Consider the following 15,044-nt stretch of genomic DNA (forward strand, 5'->3'; position numbering starts at 1 on the left):
GTAAATAAACGAGTCTTTCCTATATTACATTGGGAAAGACTCGTTTTTGTTTATCAGTTAATCTAGCATTCTCGGTTCTTCAAAATCACGTAATTTTTCAATCGCAAGTAAAAATGGCGGATTATTTAATTGATTGAGCAATTCGTATTTTGCGACGTGAACATCAGCTTGATGGAGTTTTGTGACATATTGAAGGAGTGCCTCTCGTTCTTCTTTTCCACCTTCGTGTCCATCATAAACAGCGATTGTAATCATCCCGTCCTTTTTCAAGAGACCAAGTAATTTATGAATTGCTTCGATTGTAGAATCAGGTTTTGTAATGATGGATAAATCGTCACTATACGGCAAGTAGCCTAAGTTAAACATCGCACCGCCAATCGGGGTCTGTATATATTTTTCAGCGTTCGCGTGACTGTCTAATACAAGTGTCACGCGTTCTGTTAGCTCTTGTAAACGTTCCGCTGTCGAATCAAGTGCCTGCCGCTGAATGTCAAAAGCAAAGACATGACCCTCTTCGCCAACGAGTTCTGCTAAAAACTTCGTGTCATTTCCATTTCCTGCTGTTGCATCAACAACTGTTTCGCCAGGCAACACAGTTTGTTCAATTAGCCTTTTTGAAAGTGGTAGGACACGGTGAAGTATAATTTGACTCAAAGTGTTTCAACTACTTTCTCATAATACTTTCCTTGCCAACTATTGCGGCGTATTAATTCTTGGTCGATGCCATTTAAAACTTCCCACTTTGTAACGCTCCACATCGGGCCAATCATTAATTCGATTGGGCCATCTCCGGTAATACGATGGATAATCATATGGGGCGGTAAAATTTCAAGTTGGTCAACTACAAGGCTAATGTATTCATCCTTTTCTAAAAAGCGTAGTTTTCCTTTTTCATATTGTTTAACCATTGGTGTACCCTTTAGTAAATGTAGGAGATGGATTTTAATGCCTTGTACATCTAGCTTTGCGACCTCACGTGCGGTTTCCATCATCATGTCATAATCTTCCCCGGGCATCCCGTTGATAATATGTGTGCAGACACGAATATTGTGCTTGCGAAGTTTATTAACGCCTTCTACATAGGTTGCATAATCATGGGCTCGATTCACAAGTTGAGCCGTTTTTTCATGGACTGTTTGAAGACCTAGCTCCACCCATAAATAAGTCCGCTCGTTTAACTCGGCTAAATACTCAACAACATCATCAGGCAAACAATCTGGACGTGTTGCAATAGAAAGTCCGATAACGCCTTCTTGAGCAAGGGCAGCCTCGAACTTTTCTTTTAAAACATGTAATGGGGCATGCGTATTTGTATAAGCTTGGAAATAGGCCATTGGTTTACCATCTTTCCATTTACGGTGCATCTTCGCTTTAATCTCGGAAAATTGCACGTCAATTGGGTCAACTCGATCTCCAGCGAAATCCCCAGAGCCAGCTACACTACAAAATGTACAGCCCCCGTACGCTACGGTGCCATCACGATTGGGACAATCGAACCCAGCATCTAGGGCAACTTTAAATACTTTAAAACCAAATTGATCTTTTAAATGACGTGACCATGTATAGTATCGTTTTCCTTCTGTCGGAAAAGGGAATTTATTATTATCCACTTTCTTCACTCCTCTACCATCAAAGTATAGCATGTTTGAGGATTAAATTACGATTGTGAACTAATGTAAATAGTGCTTGTTCATTTGGAAAGATAAGACTAAAATTTAATATATTATTTGATTGGAAAAGAGGGATGGAAATGCCGAGAGCAGTATGGCTATTAGTGATAGGGATGCTCGTCAATGTGACGGGAAATTCATTTCTATGGCCTTTAAACACAATATATATTCATGATTATTTAGGGAAATCGCTCACTGTAGCCGGATTTGTTCTTATGGCTAACCAAGGAGCAGGCGTTATTGGAAATTTACTAGGTGGTTTTTTATTCGACCGTATCGGCGGCTATAAATCCATTTTAGGAGGCATTGGGCTATCTATACTCGCCTTAATTTGTCTCGTGTTTTGGAATGATTGGCCGAGTTATGTTTGGTTTTTAATGGTATTAGGATTTAGCGGCGGAATCATTTTTCCGAGTATGTATGCGATGATTGGTTCCGTATGGCCAGACGGTGGACGAAAAGCGTTCAATACATTATATTTATCACAAAATGTCGGTGTTGCAATTGGTCCTTCTTTGGCGGGACTTGTTGCTTCAGTCAATATTCATTATATCTTTTCTGCGAACTTATTTTTCTATGTGATTTTCTTTTTATTTGCTTTTTTTGGTTATAAAAATATGGAAACAGCACCGGATTTACAGACGAATGTGTTAAAAGAACAGAAGGCAATTACAGACAAGGCACCATTCTATGCATTGCTTATTATTACAGGCGGATATTTACTTACTTGGATTATTTATTCGCAATGGTCAACTACAATTTCGACATTTGCTTTAGATCTCGGCGTTTCATTAAGACAATATAGTTTAATTTGGACGATAAATGGATTACTGATTGTTCTTGGACAACCGATTATTCGACCGATTATTAAACGGTTAGAACACAAAATTAAAACGCAGATGTTAATTGGAATATTTATCTTTATTATCTCATTTACAGTCGTTGCATATGCTGATTCATTTAAAATGTTTGTTGCTGCAATGGTGATTGTTACGTTTGGAGAAATGTTTGTCTGGCCTGCGATTCCAACAATTGCGAATCAGTTAGCACCACGGGGCAGGGAAGGTTTTTACCAAGGAATCGTGAATTCATCCGCGACAATTGGCCGAATGATAGGACCTGTAGCAGGTGGGATCTTGGTTGATATTTACGACATGAGGGTGATGATTTTCATTTTAACAGCGTTAATGAGTTTGGCGATTATTACAACGCTTGTATATGATAAGCCGATGAAGAAGACAGGGTATTCTATGAAAAGCGAATAAGTATTGGCTTAATAATGGTGATGAAATCAAAATGGGGTGGATATGTTGGATCGAATCTCAGTTTTCACATTAACAATATTTATTATTAGTATAGGCGCATTAATTTACATCTTAAATTCTAATTATATTCCTTCGTATATGTTAGGGTATGGTGTTCCCGTTTCAATCATTTCTGGGTTTGCTTTGGTCGCATTTGTTCTAGCTGTGAAAAAAAAGTGATTCACTTAGCAAGTAGATCTATAAAATCTACTTGCTTTTTTATTTGGGATCTAACTATTTTGCCAGAGGGAACGTTGCAAACTTTTCCAGTAGCGTTGCATACATTTCCGTAAACGTTTTAAACTTCTCCCAAAGTGTTGCGAACTTTCGCGAACGTTGCAAACTTTTCCAGGAGCGTTGCATACATTTCTGTAAACGTTTAGTACCTCTCCCAAAGCGTTGCGAACCTTCGCGGGCGTTGCAAACTTTTCCATAAACGTTTCGTACTTTCCCAAAAGCATTATGTACTATCCAAGGAAAGTTGCACTTTACTTGTGATAGATCAAAAAGAAAAGAGAAGCATTTTATCGAAAATGAGCACAATACGATAGGTTATTGAATATTTTCATCCGCTTGATTGCAAGATTGGGAGAATTTTGATTTAATGGAAGAGAGGGAATAAATTTACAGAAGGGGGAAGTAAGCATGAAACCTATTTATAGTTCAGCAAAGGAAGCGGTTGCAAATATAGAGAATGGCGCGACACTTATGGTTGGCGGGTTCGGACTTGTTGGGATTCCAGAGCAACTAATTTTGGCGCTAGTTGAAAAAGGTGTAAAAGATTTAACGATTATTTCGAATAACTGTGGTGTTGACGAGTGGGGGCTCGGACTTCTATTAAAAAATAAACAAATCAAGAAAATGATTGGATCATATGTTGGGGAAAATAAAGAGTTTGAACGTCAGGTGCTTTCGGGAGAAATTGAAGTTGAATTGACGCCGCAAGGTACACTAGCTGAAAGGATTCGCGCGGGAGGGGCGGGCATTCCGGCATTTTTCACTCCGGCAGGCGTTGGGACAACTGTTGCGGAAGGCAAGGAGGTACGGGAGTTTGACGGGAAAGAATATGTGCTGGAGAAAGCTTTGCATGCAGACTTTTCACTTGTGAAAGCGGAAAAAGCTGATAAGTTTGGAAACTTAATTTACAATAAAACGGCACAAAACTTCAATCCGATGATGGCCGCTGCTGGGAAAGTAACAATTGCAGAAGTGGAAGAGGTTGTAGAAACGGGTGATTTGGACCCTGCAACAATTCATACGCCAAGTATCTATGTGCAGGGGCTGCTGCAATCGAAAGCGGAAAAGCGCATTGAACGTTTAACGACACGATAAACGGAGGAAGGGGAATGGTGAATATGGGGAAAATTAATTATAGAGAACGAATTGCGAAGCGCGCAGAAAAGGAAATTGCTGATGGGGATTACGTAAACCTTGGTATCGGGATGCCAACGTTAGTCGCGAACTATATTTCTGATGATAAAACAGTTGTTTTACAATCAGAAAATGGATTGCTCGGAATTGGACCTTATCCTACAGAAGAAAATGTAGATCCTGATTTGATTAATGCAGGTAAAGAAACGGTTACTGCGATTCCAGGTTCTGCTTACTTTACAAGTGCTGAATCATTCGGAATGATTCGCGGCGGACATATTGACGTGGCGATTTTAGGTGGAATGGAAGTTTCCGAAAATGGAGACTTGGCGAACTGGATGATCCCTGGAAAGATGATTAAAGGAATGGGCGGTGCGATGGATCTCGTCCACGGTGCTAAGAAAATTATTGTCATTATGGATCATGTTGCAAAAGACGGCTCTGCTAAAATTAAAAAAGAATGTACACTCCCGCTTACTGGAAAAGGCGTTGTGCATAAAATTATTACAGAACGAGCTGCTATCGAAGTAACACCTCAAGGTTTGAAATTAAAAGAAGTATTTGAAGGATTTACTGTACAAGATGTAGTCAACTCGACTGAAGCGGAGTTAAATGTTGAAAATGTTGTCGAAAATGTTCAGTTGTAGTTGTTAAATTTCGTTTATTCGGGTAAAATAAGAGCAAATGTATATTGTTTGCTTTGAAGAGGAATAGTAATCTGTAACGAACACTTTCAGAGAGTCGGCGGTTGGTGGGAGTCGATAGTGGACAAATAGACGAACTCGCCTTAGAGCATGCATAAGTGAAATTTAGTAATTTATGCCGTTATCCGCGTTAAGGAGACAAGTTGGACGATTTATCGTCAATTTGGGTGGTATCGCGGGAGTTTGTAAAAAAATCTCGTCCCTTCTATTTTTTAGGGACGGGATTTTTTATTTTAAGGAGGAATTAATCACTAATGAGTTACAATCACGATCAAATCGAGAAGAAGTGGCAACAGTATTGGGAAGAAAATAAAACGTATAAAATGACGAATGATCCGTCGAAACCAAAATTCTATGCGCTTGATATGTTCCCGTATCCGTCTGGTGCTGGGCTACATGTTGGTCATCCACTTGGTTATATTGCGACAGATATTTTAAGTTCATTCAAACGGAAACAAGGGTATAACGTCCTTCATCCAATGGGCTGGGATGCTTTTGGTTTACCTGCTGAACAATATGCACTCGATACCGGTAATGACCCTGCTGAATTTACAGCGAAGAACATTGCAACATTTAAGCGTCAAATGAAGGACTTAGGCTTTTCATATGACTGGGATCGTGAAATTAATACAACCGATCCATCTTATTATAAATGGACACAATGGATTTTTATTCAATTGTATAAAAAAGGTTTGGCATATGTAGACGAAGTCGATGTAAACTGGTGCCCTGCTTTAGGTACGGTTCTTGCGAATGAAGAAATTATCGATGGACTATCTGAGCGTGGCGGACATCCAGTAGAACGTCGTCCAATGCGTCAGTGGGTACTTCGCATAACAGAGTATGCCGATAGACTTCTTGAGGATTTAGATGATCTTGATTGGCCTGAAAGTTTGAAAGATATGCAGCGTAATTGGATTGGGCGTTCTGAAGGTGCTGAATTAACATTTGAAATTGAAGGAACAGATAAAAGTTTCAAAGCATTTACAACGCGTCCAGATACAATCTTTGGTGCAACGTACGCGGTATTAGCACCTGAACATAAATTGGTCGCAGAAATTACGACAGAAGAGCAAAAAGAAGCAGTCGAAGCTTATTTGCAAGAAGTAAAACTAAAGAGCGATTTAGAACGTACGGATTTAGCGGATGAAAAGACAGGCGTATTTACAGGTGCTTATGCGATTAATCCGGCTAGTGGCGAAAAGATGCCAATTTGGATTGCTGACTATGTACTTGTGTCTTACGGGACAGGCGCAATTATGGCAGTTCCTGCACATGACGAGCGTGACTATGAGTTTGCAACGAAGTTTGATTTACCGATTGTTGAAGTCGTTGAAGGTGGAGAGATAACAAAAGAAGCGTATGTTGGAGATGGACCACATATTAATTCGGATTTCTTAAACGGACTTCAAAAAGAAGAAGCAATTGAAAAAGCAATTGCCTGGTTTGTAGAACAAGGTAAAGGTGAAAAGAAAATTTCTTACCGTTTACGTGACTGGCTATTTTCAAGACAACGTTATTGGGGAGAACCAATCCCGATTATTCATTGGGAAGATGGTACAATGACAGCGTTGGACGAGTCTGAGTTGCCGTTAGAGTTACCGAAAACATCCAATATTAAACCGAGTGGAACGGGTGAATCACCACTTGCCAATATCGACGACTGGGTAAATGTTGTTGATCCGAAGACTGGCATGAAAGGTCGCCGTGAAACGAATACAATGCCGCAATGGGCGGGAAGCTGCTGGTATTACTTACGTTATATCGATCCAAATAACGACGAAATGCTCATTGACCCAGAACTAGCGAAACGTTGGTTACCTGTTGACATTTATGTCGGGGGAGCAGAACACGCGGTTCTTCACTTATTGTACGCACGCTTCTGGCATAAAGTGCTATATGATATTGGCGTCGTTGAAACAAAAGAACCTTTCCAAAAGTTGTTTAACCAAGGTATGATTTTAGGTGAAGGTAACGAGAAAATGTCCAAGTCAATTGGAAATGTTATTAACCCTGATGATATCGTTCATTCACACGGTGCAGATACACTTCGCCTATACGAAATGTTCATGGGACCGCTTGACGCATCAAAAGCTTGGTCAACAAATGGACTTGACGGTGCAAGACGTTTCTTAGACCGTATTTGGCGCTTGTTTATGAATGAAGATGGCACACTTAGCGAGAAAATTAGTGGGGAGCCGGGCGGAGCACTTGAAAAAGTGTATCATCAGACGGTGAAAAAAGTAACGAATGATTATGAAGCAATGCACAATAATACAGCGATTTCTCAAATGATGGTATTCATTAATGAATGTTATAAAGCGGATCAAGTACCAACTGCTTATGCTGAAGGATTTGTGAAGTTAATTTCTCCGATTACACCGCATCTTGCGGAAGAGTTATGGGAGAAACTTGGCCATACGGATACAATTACGTATGAAGAGTGGCCAACTTATGATGAATCTAAATTAGTAGACGATACCGTAGAAATCGCTGTTCAAATTAACGGAAGAGTACGTGCACGTATTGAAGTTGCGAAAGACAGCACGAAAGAAGAACTCGAACAAATCGCGCTAGAAGACGAGAAAGTGAACGAGTTTTTAGCTGGAAAAGAAGTGAAGAAGATTATTGGTATTCCAGGGAGACTTGTGAATATCGTCGCACCATAATTGTAAAATGAAAAACGCGTATCCAATGAAGGATACGCGTTTTTTTGCGTGATGATTAGACAAAAAGCGTGGCATAATGACCGGCGCTCATCCCTGCAATTCTACCTGTGACAAGTGCGGATGTAATATTATAGCCTCCTGTATAGCCATGGACATCTAAGATTTCGCCGCAAAAATAGAGACCGTCTTTCTTTTTGGAAGCCATTGTTTTTGGAACGATTTCTTTGGTTGAAACGCCACCTCCTGTTACGAAGGCCCTTTCGATAGGTTGCGTGCCATTCACTTCCAACGTAAAGGATTTAAGTAAATGAGCGAGTGCCCGTAACTTTTCAGCAGATAAGGTGGCGCCAGTTTCAGTTGGGTCAATCGTCGCTCGCTCTAATAAAAAATGTAGCCATTTCTCAGGCACAATGCCTTTTAAAGAATTATTCACTTGTTTTTTAGCATCTTCCTTAACCGTTCTGTTGATTAGCTGGAATACTTCTTCTTCGTTTTGTGAAGGAAGTGTATCGATATTCATTGTTACTGGTTTGTTGCCGTTTTTCATCCGTTCTTTGACGACAAATTGACTGCATCGCAAAATTGCGGGACCACTTAATCCGAAGTGAGTGAAAAGCATATCCATCGTATGCGTAACGAGTGTTTTTCCTTTCGCGTTTAAAACGGATACGGCCGCATCTCGAAGTGCAAGCCCTTGAAGCTCTTTGGAAATGATAAATGGTTCACTTGATAGTAAAGGAACTTCAGTCGGATACAGCGTTGTAATTGTGTGACCTGCCCGTTCCGCCCAAGGATATCCATCCCCAGTGCTCCCAGTTTGCGGGACTGCTTTTCCACCAACTGCTAAAACAACCGCATGGGCACGAATTTCTTCGCCATTATCGAGACGAACACCGAGAATCTTTTCGTCATCCATTAACAATTTTGCAACTTTTGTTTCTAATTTTAAGTCTACATTGAGTCGTTTCATTTCTTCTAATAATGCATTCACAACATCTTTTGCTTTATTTGAAACCGGAAACATCCTTCCATGATCCTCTTCTTTAAGGGGAACACCTAAGTTTTCAAAGAAATGAATAATATCTTCATTATTAAATACGGAAAACGGACCATATAAAAAACGACCATTTCCCGGGATATTCTTAATAATCTCTTCTTGAGGAAGACGATTTGTTACGTTACAGCGGCCTCCACCAGAAATCGCCAGTTTATTTCCTGGTTTTTTCCCTTTTTCAAGGAGCAGTACTTTGCTTCCGTTTTCTGCAGCCGCAATGGAAGCCATCAAACCAGACGGGCCTGCACCAATAATAATTACGTCATACATTAAATTGAACCACACTTTCGTAGAATGTTGTATAATATATAGTTTGAGTAGATTTCATATATTTATAAAACAAGAATTTTTCATTGCGTTAGGAAGCATAGACTTTTTCATTAAGCTTGTCGCACCAAAGCGCTTCCTTTGGCATGTCTTATTATACATCATTCAATGTTAATGATTGTGTAATGTGGTCGTCAAGGGTAAACTATTAGATAGATTTTAGAGAATGGAAGGATTAATTATGTCGTCAAAACTTCTTAAAGGTACCGCCATTTTAACGATTGGGCTGTTTCTTTCGAAAGCGCTCGGTCTATTTTACCTCATTCCTTTTTATGCAATTGTTGGGGAAGAAAATATTGGATTATACCAATATGCTTATATCCCTTATAACATTGCTTTGTCTATTGCGATTTCCGGTGCGCCGCTCGCGATTTCTAAATTCGTGTCAAAATACAATGCCCTCGGCGATTATGCGACGGGTCGTAAAATATTAAGAGGTAGTATGGGCATCATGATCCTTTCGGGGATTGTATCTTTTTTAATATTATTCTTTTTGGCTGAGCCAATTGCCCATCTTGTTCGTACAGATGATGAGCAGATTTTCACAGTTGAAGAAATTGCCAGTGTGATTCGTTGGGTCAGTTATGCACTTCTTGTTGTTCCGATGATGAGCATTGTTCGCGGATTTTTGCAAGGTTATAATAAAATGGAGCCGACCGCCGTTTCTCAACTGGTCGAGCAAATTGTCCGTATTGCGGTTGTCTTAATAGGTGGATTTATCGTCGTGAATTTCTTACATGAATCCCCTAAAGTGGCCGTGAATTTTGCGGTTTTTGCTGCAGCGATTGGTGCGATTGCTAGTCTCGGGGTATTGTATTTTTATTGGAGAAAATATAAACCAGAATTTGATTATTTATTAGCGAAAAGTCCACCAGCGAGTGACGTAACGATTAAAGATATGTATGCAGAAGTTTTCACGTATATTATTCCTTTTGTATTAGTCGGTGTAATCAATCCACTTTACCAATTTGTAGATATGATTACATTTAACAGTGCGATGAAATCAATTGGGCTTGCAGCAGTATCTGATACTTATTTAGGTATGTTAAACCTTTTGACACATAAATTTGTTATGATTCCCGTAATGGTTGCGACTGGCTTCTCCATGGCATTAATCCCGGTAATTACAGCAGATTATACGAAGAAAAACCAAATCGGAATTACTCGTTCATTGGACCAAACGTACCAAATTATGATGTATTTAACAGTTCCAATGGTCATTGGATTGGCTGTACTATCTGATGAGTTATATCAGCTTTTATACAGCAAAAGCGATGTCGGGGCCGCAATACTCGCGAGTTATGCGCCCGTTGCCATTCTCTTTGGATTATACACGGTAACTGCCGCTATTTTACAGGGAATTGACCGCCATAAGTGGATTGTATTTACGTCTTTATTCGGCTTATTATTAAAATTAATGTTAAACATTCCTTTGATAAAATTATTTGAAACGAATGGGGCAATCATTGCGACGGCGATTGGCTATTCAGTTGCAGTTGGCCTAAACATATTTATTATTACAAAGACGCTTCACTATCATTCAAAATTGGTGTTTAGAAGATTAATTCTCATCGGGATTTTGAATGTCGTCATGTTTATCGCTGTTTTCTTTACATTAAAAGGATTAAATGCGGTAAACCCCGTAGACGGCAAGATGCAGGCATTGTTATATATCCTCATTTGTGCGGGGGTAGGCGTGATCGTTTACGGATATTTATCACTCAAAACAGGTTTGGCACAAAAGCTTTTCGGTGAACGATTAACAAGAATTACAAATAAACTCGGATTGTAGGTGGTGATTGCATTGCGGTTAGATAAATTATTAGCAAATATGGGGTTTGGATCACGAAAAGAAGTGAAGCAGTTATTGAAAAATGGTGCAGTTCGTGTCAATGATCAAGTGGCAAAAAAGCCAAATATTCATATTGATACAACTGAAGATATTGTCACTTGTTATGGGGAACCTGTCATTTATCGAGAGTTTATCTATTTAATGATGAATAAAAAGCAAGGTGTACTTTCAGCAACGGAAGATTTGAGAGAGAAAACAGTAATTGATTTACTCAGCGATGAACATCGACATTTCAGCCCTTTTCCGGTTGGACGCTTAGATAAAGATACTGAAGGGTTTTTATTAATCTCAAACAATGGAAAGTTAGCGCACAATTTATTGTCACCCAGAAAAAATGTACCGAAAACGTATTATGCACACGTAGCAGGCATTGTGACTGAAGAGGATATTCAAGCTTTTTCAGACGGCGTGACATTAGATGATGGCTATGAAACAAAACCAGGCGAATTAAAAATATTAAAATCAGATACAGTATCAGAAATTGAACTGACGATTACGGAAGGTAAATTTCATCAAGTGAAGCGGATGTTTGAAGCGGTTGATAAAAAGGTTGTTTATTTAAAAAGGCTTTCAATGGGCCCTTTACAATTAGATGAAACGATTCCGTTAGGTAGTTATCGCGAATTAACAGCAGAGGAACTTCATTTGCTTGAGGATATTGCAGAAGAATAAAACAAGGCTGAATCTCAATAGTAGATTCAGCCTTGTTTTCATATAGGTAAACAAAATTGTTAAACTATGAAATAACTTTCTTTGATGTCGTTGTCCATTTACCGCGCACGGGGCTTGTAACAAGTTCGTTGTATACTAAAACGTTTAAGTCCCTCTGTGCCGTGCGAGGAGTGATGTCAAATTCGTCGACTACATTTTGTGTCGTTACTGTGCCATTGTCAAGGATGTACATGTAGACGTCTTTAATGCGGGTAAGCATACGTTCTGTAGCTTCTTTCAACTGTTAAATCACTCCTTTATCATCATATTTCCAAAGCGAAAAGCATGAGACTAGTGAATGGTCTGTTAAACATGTTGAAATTTTTAAGAGCCGCACATCCTTCCTATGAATAGCAAGTACTCCTTTTGAAAGTCAACTGACATTTTGACTCTATTTTATTATAATAAATTTTGAGTGAAAATTCAATACATAGAGAAGGAAAATCTATGTACCTCTTTCTTTTATGTAAAAAACGTGGGAGAATAAGAAATATAGTTTTGATAAAAAACGATAAATTAATTCTTTTGGGTACCTAATGAGAGGAGTATTGAAATGACATTCTATTTTATTGACGGACAATTTACGAAGCAAGACGAAATAAAGATTTCAATTGATGATCGTGGGTATTATTTTGGAGATGGTGTTTATGAAGTCATCAAAGTGTATGGCGGTGAATTATTTACGGCTGAAGAACATATTAGTCGTTTGACTAAAAGTGCCGCTAAAATTAACTTAACGATGCCTTATTCTGAAGACCAATTAATTGGCGTAGCACGTGAATTAATTGACAGAAATAATTTACTCGATGGGCATGTATATATGCAAGTGACAAGAGGTGCCGCGGTAAGACAACATCATTTCCCTGTACCTGCTGTTCCTGCAGTTGTAACAGCATATACAATGGAAGGCAGTAGACCAAAAGAAAATATGAAAAGCGGCGTGGCAGTGAAATCGGTTGAAGATATCCGCTGGCTACGTTGTGATATTAAAAGTTTAAACTTACTTGGGAGTGTATTGGCGAAAGAAGAGGCAAAAGCTGCTGGATGTGAAGAAGCGATTCTACATCGTGATGGCATCGTTACAGAAGGTTCTTCGACGAATATGTTTGGCGTGAAAGACGGCGTTGTAAGGACACATCCTGTTTCGAATTTAATATTGGAAGGCATTACAAGGCAAGTTGTTCTTCAGCTTTGCGATGAATTAAATATCCCTGTAGAGGAAAAAGCATTTACATTAGCGGAAGCTTTTGAGATGGATGAAGTCTTTTATACGTCAACAACAGCAGAAGTGATGCCAGTCATTACGATAGATGGGCAAACAATTGGCGATGGTCAAAGAGGGAACATTACAAAAAAGCTACAGAAAGCTTTTGCGACAAAAATCCCGTCACTTTGTAAACAGTAACCATCGCTCGCAAAGGATGAAAAAGATCGGAGTTGATGAATATGGCACAACTCGTCAAGTTACTAGACTATGTTTCTAGATATGAAAATGACTTAACGCGTTATCCAACCCAATTTCTCCGACTCAAACAGTATCAATGGAACCGGATGAAGATTCAGTGGGAAACAGGTGCAGAACATACGTTATTTGAGTCTGAAAATGATCAAGAGGTAGATGAGGAAGAGAAAAATCGTAAAAGTTTATTCTCTTCATTTTTTAGGCTTTTTAAAGGAAGTAAAGAGGAAGAGCGTGAAGCGGATGAAAAGAAAATAATCGAAGAGGACGAAAGCTTTGATTTTAATCCGAACGTGATTTATCAACCTGGATCGATTGAGCAACTACGTCAGCTTTATTTGGATCAGCTTTTTCACTTTCAAATAAAATGGGCGAGTTCCACGTTAATGGACAAGTCGCGTGTGGCACCAAAATATATGAGAGATTCGTTATTACGCTCATTTCTTCAAGATTTACCGGACAGTTATTTACTGTTTTACGAACCAATCATTAAGCTTCAAAAAGCGCCTGTGGAATTAGATATCATCCTAATTACGCCCGTTGAATGCATGTGTATAACAGTGTTAGAAGAAGAAGACGTTGCTGCATTTTCTGGGGATGGCAGTCGTTTTTGGACAAAAAGACATGGGAAGGAAGAAGTGAAAGTGTTAAATCCACTTCTTTCGTTAAATCGGATGACTAAAATTATTTCTCAGCTTTTTAAAGAGCGAGATATAGATTTTCCGATTAAAAAGTATTTGATTTCAAGGAATGGGTACATTGATTATCCAATAGGCGGCTTTGATTTAGAGGTCATTGATAGACGCTATTATGAAGAGTGGTTCGATTCGATTGGCAAACTTTCAACACCTTTGAAATATACTCAGTTTCGAGCGGCTCAAGCCATTTTAGATGTAGGGCAAACAACAGCAATCAGTCGTTTATTAATTGAAGAAGATGATGCGGAATAGAAAAAGTAAAAGGGGAGTTTGGAAATGGATCAATTTACATTTCACGACATGACATTAACATGGTTGGATGGGGGTCTAAACTACTTAGACGGGGGGACAATGTTTGGGCCAGTTCCGAAGATTCTATGGTCTAAGAGATATGATGTTAACGAGAGTAATTTAATTGAATTAACAGCCCATCCAATCTTGATAAGATATCAAAACAAAAACATTTTAATTGATACGGGCCTTGGTAACGACAAACTAAGCGATAAAATGAAACGGAATTTAGGTATAGTTGAAGAGTCGAGTGTGGCGAAAGAATTAAATGAACTCGGACTACAACCTGAAGATATCGATATCATTTTAATGACGCATATGCACAATGACCATGCGGCAGGATTGACAAAATGGCAAGGACAAGAGCTTGTTTCTGTTTTTCAAAATGCTGAAATTTTCACATCGCAAGTAGAGTGGGATGAAATGCGCGAACCAAATATCCGCTCTAAAAATACGTATTGGAAAGAAAATTGGGAGCCGATTCAACATCAAGTGAAGCCGTTTCAAAAACGAATTACAATTATGCCAGGTATCGAAATGGTTCATACAGGTGGGCATAGTAATGGGCATAGTATTATAAAATTAACACAAAATGATGAAACGATTTTACATATGGGAGATTTGATGCCGACTCACGCGCATAGTAACCCTTTATGGGTGCTTGCATATGACGACTATCCTATGGACTCAATCGCAGCGAAAGAAAAACTGATGGAAGAAGGATTGAAAGGAAACTATTGGTATAGTTTTTACCACGATGCAGTTTATCGGCTTGTGAAATGGGACGAGACAGGAAAGAATATTGTAGGGGCTGTGGAACGCTCAAATTATTCTCATGAAAAGGATCGTTAACGGTTTGTTACACAACACGAGCCAACAAAAAAACAAGTGAGGGAATCATTAATGATTCCTTCACTTGTTTTTGTTTGGCTGT

13 protein-coding genes and 1 other annotated feature are annotated in these 15,044 nt (G+C 39.0%); of the genes, 9 read left to right on the forward strand and 4 right to left on the reverse strand.

Annotated elements, in window-relative coordinates:
* Positions 1 to 57 precede the first annotated feature (57 nt).
* Together mnmM and mnmL are read right to left on the reverse strand one after the other, a co-directional pair.
* Positions 58 to 654 carry a tRNA 5-(aminomethyl)-2-thiouridylate-methyltransferase MnmM gene (gene mnmM / locus BI350_RS06250; RefSeq protein ID WP_082294975.1) on the reverse strand — a complete coding sequence of 199 codons (597 nt, stop codon included), beginning with the start codon at positions 652 to 654 and terminating at the stop codon, positions 58 to 60.
* Complete coding sequence (mnmL, locus tag BI350_RS06255) at positions 651 to 1,610, reverse strand: tRNA modification radical SAM protein MnmL/YtqA (protein ID WP_425423242.1); 960 nt, start codon at positions 1,608 to 1,610, stop codon at positions 651 to 653. The genes mnmM and mnmL overlap by 4 nt, the downstream gene beginning before the upstream one ends.
* Positions 1,611 to 1,750: 140 nt before the next feature.
* On the opposite strand from mnmL, the gene BI350_RS06260 reads away from it, so the two are divergent.
* The 4 genes from BI350_RS06260 (at position 1,751) to leuS (ending at position 7,718) form a co-directional block, all read left to right on the forward strand.
* Positions 1,751 to 2,935, forward strand: coding sequence for an MDR family MFS transporter (locus tag BI350_RS06260; protein WP_075527311.1), 1,185 nt, complete (start codon positions 1,751 to 1,753; stop codon positions 2,933 to 2,935).
* A 684-nt stretch (positions 2,936 to 3,619) separates the two neighbouring features.
* The gene (locus tag BI350_RS06265) at positions 3,620 to 4,306 is read left to right on the forward strand and encodes a CoA transferase subunit A (RefSeq protein WP_075527312.1); all 687 of its coding nucleotides are present in this window, start codon (positions 3,620 to 3,622) and stop codon (positions 4,304 to 4,306) included.
* A 23-nt stretch (positions 4,307 to 4,329) separates the two neighbouring features.
* Positions 4,330 to 4,992, forward strand: coding sequence for a 3-oxoacid CoA-transferase subunit B (locus tag BI350_RS06270; RefSeq protein ID WP_075529267.1), 663 nt, complete (start codon positions 4,330 to 4,332; stop codon positions 4,990 to 4,992).
* Between the two features lie 44 nt (positions 4,993 to 5,036).
* Positions 5,037 to 5,256, forward strand: a binding site (T-box leader).
* Between the two features lie 47 nt (positions 5,257 to 5,303).
* Complete coding sequence (gene leuS, locus BI350_RS06275; protein ID WP_075527313.1) at positions 5,304 to 7,718, forward strand: leucine--tRNA ligase; 2,415 nt, start codon at positions 5,304 to 5,306, stop codon at positions 7,716 to 7,718.
* A 55-nt stretch (positions 7,719 to 7,773) separates the two neighbouring features.
* Here leuS and BI350_RS06280 read toward each other — a convergent pair whose 3' ends face one another.
* On the reverse strand, positions 7,774 to 9,042 hold the full coding sequence (locus tag BI350_RS06280; RefSeq protein ID WP_075527314.1) for a BaiN/RdsA family NAD(P)/FAD-dependent oxidoreductase: 1,269 nt from the start codon (positions 9,040 to 9,042) through the stop codon (positions 7,774 to 7,776).
* A gap of 238 nt (positions 9,043 to 9,280) precedes the next feature.
* Between BI350_RS06280 and BI350_RS06285 the strand changes: the two genes are divergently transcribed.
* Positions 9,281 to 10,891: a putative polysaccharide biosynthesis protein gene (locus BI350_RS06285; RefSeq protein ID WP_075527315.1), complete on the forward strand. Its 1,611-nt coding sequence runs from the start codon at positions 9,281 to 9,283 to the stop codon at positions 10,889 to 10,891.
* A gap of 12 nt (positions 10,892 to 10,903) precedes the next feature.
* Positions 10,904 to 11,623 carry a pseudouridine synthase gene (locus BI350_RS06290; protein ID WP_075527316.1) on the forward strand — a complete coding sequence of 240 codons (720 nt, stop codon included), beginning with the start codon at positions 10,904 to 10,906 and terminating at the stop codon, positions 11,621 to 11,623.
* A gap of 64 nt (positions 11,624 to 11,687) precedes the next feature.
* On the opposite strand, the gene BI350_RS06295 is transcribed toward BI350_RS06290, so the two are convergent.
* Entirely contained in the window at positions 11,688 to 11,903 is a 216-nt protein-coding gene (locus BI350_RS06295) for a DeoR family transcriptional regulator (RefSeq protein ID WP_075527317.1), read from the reverse strand.
* Between the two features lie 312 nt (positions 11,904 to 12,215).
* Here BI350_RS06295 and dat point away from each other — a divergent pair, with 312 nt between their 5' ends.
* From dat to BI350_RS06310, 3 genes are read left to right on the forward strand one after another with little or no spacing between them, the layout of a single operon-like run.
* Positions 12,216 to 13,067, forward strand: coding sequence for a D-amino-acid transaminase (gene dat / locus BI350_RS06300; protein WP_075527318.1), 852 nt, complete (start codon positions 12,216 to 12,218; stop codon positions 13,065 to 13,067).
* Between the two features lie 41 nt (positions 13,068 to 13,108).
* Complete coding sequence (locus tag BI350_RS06305) at positions 13,109 to 14,071, forward strand: nuclease-related domain-containing protein (protein WP_075527319.1); 963 nt, start codon at positions 13,109 to 13,111, stop codon at positions 14,069 to 14,071.
* A 24-nt stretch (positions 14,072 to 14,095) separates the two neighbouring features.
* The gene (locus BI350_RS06310; protein WP_075527320.1) at positions 14,096 to 14,962 is read left to right on the forward strand and encodes a YtnP family quorum-quenching lactonase; all 867 of its coding nucleotides are present in this window, start codon (positions 14,096 to 14,098) and stop codon (positions 14,960 to 14,962) included.
* Positions 14,963 to 15,044 lie beyond the last annotated feature (82 nt).

The organism is Sporosarcina ureilytica (assembly GCF_001753205.1).
Taxonomy (GTDB): Bacteria; Bacillota; Bacilli; order Bacillales_A; family Planococcaceae; genus Sporosarcina; species Sporosarcina ureilytica.

Coding starts and splice junctions, on each gene's coding strand:
- BI350_RS06260 (WP_075527311.1), top strand. CDS start 1,751: ATGCCGAGAGCAGTATGGCTATTAGTGATAGGGATGCTCGTCAATGTG.
- BI350_RS06265 (WP_075527312.1), top strand. CDS start 3,620: ATGAAACCTATTTATAGTTCAGCAAAGGAAGCGGTTGCAAATATAGAG.
- BI350_RS06270 (WP_075529267.1), top strand. CDS start 4,330: ATGGGGAAAATTAATTATAGAGAACGAATTGCGAAGCGCGCAGAAAAG.
- leuS (WP_075527313.1), top strand. CDS start 5,304: ATGAGTTACAATCACGATCAAATCGAGAAGAAGTGGCAACAGTATTGG.
- BI350_RS06280 (WP_075527314.1), bottom strand. CDS start 9,042: ATGTATGACGTAATTATTATTGGTGCAGGCCCGTCTGGTTTGATGGCT.
- BI350_RS06285 (WP_075527315.1), top strand. CDS start 9,281: ATGTCGTCAAAACTTCTTAAAGGTACCGCCATTTTAACGATTGGGCTG.
- dat (WP_075527318.1), top strand. CDS start 12,216: ATGACATTCTATTTTATTGACGGACAATTTACGAAGCAAGACGAAATA.
- BI350_RS06305 (WP_075527319.1), top strand. CDS start 13,109: ATGGCACAACTCGTCAAGTTACTAGACTATGTTTCTAGATATGAAAAT.
- BI350_RS06310 (WP_075527320.1), top strand. CDS start 14,096: ATGGATCAATTTACATTTCACGACATGACATTAACATGGTTGGATGGG.